At 32.4% G+C, this 719-nt stretch carries 1 pseudogene; it reads left to right on the forward strand.

Annotation, left to right across the window (positions count from 1 at the left end):
* Positions 1-159, forward strand: a pseudogene (locus ACFIMW_RS09450) (transcriptional regulator); the annotation flags it as partial.
* Between the last annotated feature and the right edge of the window lie 560 nt (positions 160-719).

Consider the following 719-nt stretch of genomic DNA (forward strand, 5'->3'; position numbering starts at 1 on the left):
GAAGATATAGCGGAACGCGCGGCGGAACTTTATGGAAAACTGCAAGAGCTTGTTCAAGACATCAACGACACGGAAGAAGTCGAGCTTATTTTACCTCTTCTAAAATTGCATTTAAAGCGTCAAATAAAAGCTGAAAATGCACATCCAGAAACTACATAAGATACAGCTTAATGTCCCTTTAATATGAAAAATCGATATGAAAATCTTTTTACATTAAAAAAATAATATAATTATTTGATTAATAAGTATATATTGCATCTAAAAATAGATAATCATCAATAGGTGAAAATCTTTTTTGCTTTTTTTGTCATTTTTGGTTGGTTTTGGAGTCGATTGAACTTTTGGAGTGATTTTTTTCACAGGGTCTTCAAAGGCGGTTTTCTGGGCTTTCACAGACTTTTCAAAATTTTTCACAGGGTTTTCAAAGACCTTTCAAAGCCTTCTCTCATTTTTACTATGAAAACGCTCTTTTTTCTGATTTTCACTATTTTTCGCTCTTTTTTACAATTTTAGGTGTCAAAATCTATTTTGACAAAACGCGCATTTAATGCTAAATTTTATACATAAAAACAACAAATTATCACGTATTCCTACCTAATCCCACCTTTTCCCACTTAGTACAAAACCTAGTGTCAAACTACAAAAGGTGTTCTCAAAGGGTCTTCAAAGACCTTATCTAAAGGGTATTTAAAGCTCCCTTTAACGCATTTTTCTGCTCC

It is taken from the genome of Bartonella sp. AC329YNZD, from assembly GCF_042196685.1.
Classification (GTDB): domain Bacteria; phylum Pseudomonadota; class Alphaproteobacteria; order Rhizobiales; family Rhizobiaceae; genus Bartonella.